1 pseudogene is annotated in these 822 nt (G+C 69.7%); it reads right to left on the bottom strand.

Annotation, left to right across the window (positions count from 1 at the left end):
• Positions 1-15 precede the first annotated feature (15 nt).
• Positions 16-822, bottom strand: a pseudogene (locus MJ785_RS21860) (hypothetical protein); the annotation flags it as partial.

Raw genomic sequence — 822 nt, 5'->3', positions numbered from 1 at the left:
TGTCCAGGCCGGTCGTCAGGGCGACTTGGTACCGCCCGCGACCGAGGTTCCAGGGCCGATGGTCGCGTTACCCATAGCGATATCCATGTTGGTCACCTGGTGGGTGGCGTTGACAGTGGGGCTGCACTTGACTACCAGTTGCTGGGCGCTCTGGAGGTCCAGGTGAACCCGCTGCGGCTGCCCGAGAGCGATGTTGATCGGTGAGCCCAGCTGGGTCGAGCCGTCCTTGACGAACGTGAGGGCCGTGGTGTTACCCGCCGCATTGGTGGCGTCATTGGGAACGCCGATCACAGCGTCCAGGAAGGCATACCCCGCGACGTTGTAGGTGACGCTGGGATTGAAAGAACCGCTGCAGGTAAGACGGACGCTGAACGGGTAGGTGGTTGTCCCGATCTGCTCCGGCCCGGTACTCACGACGACGGCCACGGTGCCGACCGGCTTGATCGAGGAGAGGTTGGTCGTCCCGGCGGCCTGTGGTGCGTTGGACGGTGTGGCCGGGCTGGTTGTTCCCGGGGGAGCCGGCTCGGTTGTCCCGGGACCGGTTGTGGGCGAGGTGGTCGTCGCCGGGCCGGCTGTCGCCTGGTCAGTCGTTGCCGGGCCGGTCGTCCCGGGAAAGGCGCTGTTCGATCCCTGGGCGACCGGGGTGCTGGGGCCGGGGCTGCCGCCGCTGAGCAGCTGCGGCACGACGATCGCGAGGATGACGACGATCGCGGCCGCCGCCGCGGCGAACGGCCACCGCTTGCGGCTCGGTGATGGCACCGGGCCGCCGCCGGGCGGCGGGGCGGTGCCCCCAGGACGGTGCGGGGGCTGGTTCGCGGCGGC

This window comes from Protofrankia sp. CiT1, assembly GCF_917627335.1.
GTDB lineage: Bacteria > Actinomycetota > Actinomycetes > Frankiales > Frankiaceae > Protofrankia.
Note: the sequence above shows the minus strand (reverse complement) of the source record. Positions and strands in the feature narration are given on the sequence as shown.